Here is a 5,544-nt window from a genome sequence, read left to right on the forward strand (position 1 = left end):
GGGGGGGGGTATTCGTTTCTCCTGCCTATGCTGATGGTTATGTAAGTGGTGACGGTGCTCGCGTTTATTACGGCTACAAAGCTGACGCTGATTACAGTAAAGAGCGTTTGCTGATTAAAGTAACATATTATAAAACTAAGGCTGACGCGCTTAAAGGTGGAAACGATGGTGTTGATCCGCTTGGTAAGTTTGTGCGCGTTGAATATACTTCTAATAATCCTGAGGATGCCAATAAACAACCAGATAAGTGGGCTTTAAGACCAACTTGGTGGTTCGGTGTGCCAAAAGGTTTGAAAACAAATACGATTTCTCAAATCCGCTTGGTAAGGAATGAGCGAGGAACTCAAGAGGCTTCTAGTTCACCTGCTACTGGCACTAAAAAGTTGAAAGATGCTTCAAGGCAAGGCTATGTTGTAGCAAGTGACCACACGTATAACAACATAGATCAGTGGAAGCACAGTGTTTCGCGCGATTATTACTCTGGTAGCGACAAGACCATCGATGGCAAGGGTTGGCAGCGCATGGTCGGTATTACTAAGAATGAGAAAGATTACGATAATTCAGGTAATACCAAAGATCAGTGGAATATTTATAAGGACGGTAATGCTAACGGTCTCCAGGGTATTTTTGCTGACTGGGAGTCTGCTGGTCAACGCTATTACGAAATGTCGTATGTGGCAGAAATGACGGATGAGGCTTGGATGCAGCGCGATCAGAAGCCGCTGTTGTTTGTTGCAGGCATTTACCGTGGTGTTGGTAATTGGCGTTACGTTGCAGGTACCACGATGCGTGCACCGAAGATTGCGGATCATTTGGAATTGAAATATCCTAAGCCGACGCCTGTAAAGGATCTTAGCTCGCTTGATGAGAATGAACAGGCAGCAGTGAAGAAGGCTATTGAGGATGTTAATAAGAGTGCGGATACAAAAAATCCAAACTTATTTGATAAGCTGGTAGCAAAAGACGGCGTTAGTGTTGATGCTAAAGGTAATGCGACTATTACTTTTACAGACAACACTAAGCGTGTTATGCCGGCTAACTTATTGGTATTAAAGAACGAAACCGATAAAGACAAGTATAAGCCAACGCTTCCAGCTCGCACGCCTGTAGTGAAGTTGTCGAAGCTTACCGCTGATGAAAAGACTAAAGTTCGTCAAGCGATTATTGATGCCAATGGTAAGGAAACTCCAAACGAGTTCTTGAAGCATGTGAAGCAAACCAATAAACAGTATGACTTCAAAGTTAATGATAATGGTTCTGTAGAAGTTACGTACGAGGATGGTTCAAAACTCACTATTCCTTCTACAGATTTGGTGTATCAGGGAGCAACTATCGCCGATTGGGCGCCGTACATTTTGCCGGGTTATACAGAAGTTGTTAATCCTTCTTCTCTAACCCAAAAAGAGATTACTGATTTAATAGCTAAGTTTGATAAAGCTAACGAAAAGTTAGGTATATACAATGCTGCTAAGCAAAGTGGTAAATCTCCTGTAAGTATTGCTACTAACGGTACTGCTACTATAACTTGGAAAGATGGATCGCAAACTATAGTTCCAGGTTTCTTATACTTAAAGAAGAAAGCTCCTGATGCTCCAAAGCCGAAGCCAACTGGCGATGAGAAAAAGTATTTCACGGTTGCTGTTCCTACTGACATTCCCTCTGTGAATTTTGATCCGTTTAACATGAAGACAACTGATTTAACTGATCATAGTACGCAACTTACTTCAATTAAAGATACTTTGAAGGGGTTGACTGCTACTGATACTAAGGACTCTGATACTCATCCTCAAATTACCGACGTTACGTTTGCTGTTGATAAGAATGGTGTCGGCAAGGTTACTTTTACGGCAGATAAGTATGAGTCTGCAACTTACCCGATGGGTATGTTTATGAAACAGAAGCCTGAACTGCAGAAGCATCAGCAGTCTGGCACTGTTGAGGAAAGCGGAATCAAATACAACCTTAATAAGTATTTTGTCGATGACCCTGAGCATCTTACTACAGAAGATAAAAATGGTGCGCTTCTTCAGTTTGTTAAAGATAACTACAAGTCAGCTGGTACATTAACTGGAAGCAAATGCCTTGTGAGCAATCTTACGCCAAAAGATAGCACTAAGGGTCTTACGGCTAGTGTCAATTCTGGTGATGGCGTCGTTGATATTGAATACAACAACAGTGGAGACATTGTAATTAAGGGTTACAAGACTACTGGTTCATCTACGAAGCTCACTGAACTTCTTACTATTGATCACAGTAGGATTTATGAGAAGCGCAAGAAGGAGACAGTAACTCCACAGCCAAGCCAAGATGGATACAAGTATAATCTTACAAAGATTGGTATTGCAGGTGAAACTCCAACTCAAGATGAAATGAAGCATGCGTTGCAGCAGTTTGTGAACGATAACTATACTGGCACAATCCCTGCAATGAGTGATGGTACAGTTACGCTTGAAAATGCTTCTGGAGTAAATGCAGCTCCAAATACTACAGGTATGACTCCGTATAGTGATGCTACTGGTGCTGGTGTTACAAAGATTTTTGCGAATACAAGTGCAGGCACGGAAGGTTATGGCGATATCATAGTTTGTGGACACAAGAAGGGCGATACTGAAGAAGATGCCAGTGGTGCATCTACTGAAGAACAACTATTCACCATCAAGGCATCTGACTTGTATATCAAGAATAGTGGAAGCCAGAATCCTACAGATAACACCGTTGAAAAATTGAAGGCTCTTGCTAAGCAGCTTTTGAAGGAAAAGAAGAGTCTTACTAAATCTGACTTTACAAGAGCTGGTTTAGATAAAGATAAAATAACTAATGAAGCTATTGATAGGATGACTGATGCCGGAGAGCTTCGTGATCTTATTAAGAAGCTGAGTGAAGCAAAGCATACTGATCGTACGTACAATCCTGCTGGTGACGTTGTTGTTGACGATCCAACTAAGCTTACTGAAGATGATTTCAAGAAGGCTGTTAAAGCATTCTTTGACGCTAACTATGATGGGCAGAATAACTTCCAAATAAAAACGGGAAGCATGAATATTCCTTACCTTCCATCTGCTTCTGATCTTAAGCCAAAATCTGGCACTGTTGACATGGAAATTGCTGACGATAATATCAAGTCAGTTACTTCCAGTAAGACTGGCGATGCCGCTGATTATAAGTCAATGGTATTTAAGGATGCCAAGGGTGCTCAGCTTTTCACTGTTGCTATTAGCTACAAGAAGAAGGAAGCAACTCCAACACCTGATGCTAATCAACTCCAGCAGATGAAGGAGGATGCGAAGAAGACTATCGATAAGAATCCGTATCTGACTCCTGAGCAGAAGGAAAATTACAAGAAACAGATTGATCAGGCTACAGATCAGAAGGGTATTCAGGATGTCCTTGATCAAGCTAATACTCAGGCGAATAAAAATAAGACTGATCCTAACGTTCAGCAAACCATTAACGATAACAAGAATGGTGATAAAGAAAAGAAGGATCAGGAGCTTAAAGCTGCTAAAGAAGCTGCCAAGGATATTATCAGCAAGCTTCCTAATTTGAGTGGTGATGAAAAGAAAAATCTTAAGGAGAAGGTCGATAAAGCAGCTGACATTAATGGCGTGAATAGCGTTGTTGATGAAGCCAAGAAACTCAGCGAGCTTAAGGGCGTTAAGGAAGAAGCACAAAAAGCAACGTTTGTGTTCCTCGACCACGGTAAGGGTGGAAAAGATGATTCGTCTGATCCAAACCACACTGAGGATGCTGCTCTGAACGAGTTGCTTGGTACTAAGCCTGCAGAAGATTCTACGCTTGCAGATTTGGCTAAGAAGCTGAAGAAAGATTCTAATGCTACTGCAGCTGAAATTCGTGATGCTCTTGACGCCGCCAAGCTACAGAATACAAGTAACGAGCAGAATGCCAAGAATGCTGGTATTGCGAAGCTTGAAGCTAAGAAAGCAGAGCTTGATGCAGCATACAATGCATTGACTGATGATCAGAAGAAAACTGCAACAGAAAAGTATAATGCTGCAACTGCTGCCATTGAAACTGCAAAGACTACAGTTGACTCTGCAACTAAGCCTTCTGACATCACGGGCGCTCTTAGCACAGTGAATACTGCACTTACTGAAGCTAATACGGCAGTTGAAAACGCCAAGGGCAAGCGCGATACTTCTAGTATCACCAACGATCAAAATTCTGAACTTGCCAAAGAGAAGAAAGCTCAGATTGCACGTATTAATGCAAGTAATCTTTCTGCTGCTGACAAGGAAAAAGCTACGAATGAAATCAATGCTGCAACTATGCTTGGTGATCCAACCGGTATTGCTAATCGTTACTTGAAAGCTCAAAAGATTGAGGATGCTAAGAAGCAGATTGCTGCGCTTAAGTATTTGAACAAGGCTCAAAAGCAGTATTATAAGGATCTTCTTGATAGCACTGATGCCTCTGATCATGTTGATGAAGCTGGAAAGCCTATTGGCAAGGATGACATCGATGATGCTCTTGAGCAAGCGTTGAACTTGAACGGTGTGATGAAGCGTTTGGCTGATCTTGCTACGAGTGCAGACAAGCTTAAGAAGGATAATAAAGATCAAAAGTATTCTTCTGCCACTGAAGATAAGAAATCTGCTTTCGATGCTGCTTTGAAGGCTGCAAACACTCAACTAGATAAGGTTGATGGCGCAGACAGCGACAATATTAACGCTGACGGTGCTAACGCTTTGTACAACGATTTGCTTAAAGCTATGCAAGGCCTTGATAGCTCTGTTAAGGGTGTTGATTTGTACACTGAAGACTTGCGAAAAGAGTACACTGATGATGTTGCTTTGAAGGAAAAGCCTGTATACAAGAATGCAACGAAGAATGTGAAGGAAGCATTCGATAAAGCTTTTGAAGCTGCAAAAACTGCTCTTGAAGAGGCTAAGGATGCAAATAAAGTAACTCAGCTTGGTGCTGATGCTGCAGCTCAGCAGAATGCAATCGGTGCTGCTCTTGCTAACTTAGTGAATACTCGCAAGGCTCTTGACGGCATTGATACAACTGCATTGCAAGCTGAAGTCGACAAAGATAAGCCTTTGACGGATAAGCCTGTATACAAGAATGCTTCTGATGATAAGAAAACTGCTTTCGACAAGGCACTTGCAGCGGCTGAAGATGCAATTGCGGATGCTGAGGGCAAGAAACAGTTAGCTGCTGATGAGGATCCAAAGACTCAAGAACAGAAGCAAAAAGCTGTTAATGATGCATTGACTGCATTGCAGAATGCTGCTAAGGCTCTTGATGGTAAGGAACAAAAGCCAACTCCAACTCCTTCGGTTGATAAGACTGGTTTGAGGGCTCTTGTTGATGCTGCTGGGCAGGTGAAGGATTCTGACGCGTATAAGTATGCTGATGCTAATAAGCAGGGTGCTTATGATAAGGCTATTAGTGATGGTCAAAACGTGTTAGCTAAGACTGATGCTACGGCTGATGATGTTGCTAAAGCTGTTCAGGCTATTACTACTGCTAAGACTGCGTTGGATGGTAAGAAGCCAGCCCCAACTCCAGCTCCTTCTGTTG

At 42.2% G+C, this 5,544-nt stretch carries 1 protein-coding gene; it reads left to right on the forward strand.

Annotated features, from left to right (window positions below):
- Positions 1-5,544, forward strand: a 5,544-nt coding sequence (locus HMPREF3208_RS03155; protein ID WP_064347221.1) for a MiiA motif-containing surface protein, incomplete at both ends; no start/stop codon positions are given.

The organism is Gardnerella vaginalis, from assembly GCF_001546485.1.
Classification (GTDB): Bacteria; Actinomycetota; Actinomycetes; order Actinomycetales; family Bifidobacteriaceae; genus Bifidobacterium; species Bifidobacterium vaginale_D.